Annotated in this window: 1 pseudogene; it reads left to right on the top strand. The window is 61.9% G+C overall.

Going from position 1 to position 252, the window contains the following annotated elements:
* Positions 1-140 (top strand): annotated as a pseudogene (locus EN818_RS32445) (transposase); the annotation flags it as partial.
* Between the last annotated feature and the right edge of the window lie 112 nt (positions 141-252).

Here is a 252-nt window from a genome sequence, read left to right as displayed (position 1 = left end):
TACTGAACGCCGAACTCGACGAGCACCTCGATGAGGAACGCACCGAGGGCGGTGCCAATCGCCGCAACGGCCATTCGAAGAAGACAGTTTTGACGGGCACGTCGAAGATGACGCTGTCGATCCCGCGGGGACTGTCAGGAATTCTGTGCGCGAGGCCGGTTTCGTCACTGGCCGACGAACCTTTCGCCGAAGACGACGGCGAACTGGGTCTTGGCCTCGAACCACTCGCGCGGCGGTCGTTTCCATTCCTCG

It is taken from the genome of Mesorhizobium sp. M3A.F.Ca.ET.175.01.1.1, from assembly GCF_004791945.1.
GTDB lineage: Bacteria > Pseudomonadota > Alphaproteobacteria > Rhizobiales > Rhizobiaceae > Mesorhizobium.
The sequence above is the reverse complement of the archived record's forward strand: the minus strand, read 5'-3'. Positions and strand labels throughout refer to the sequence as shown.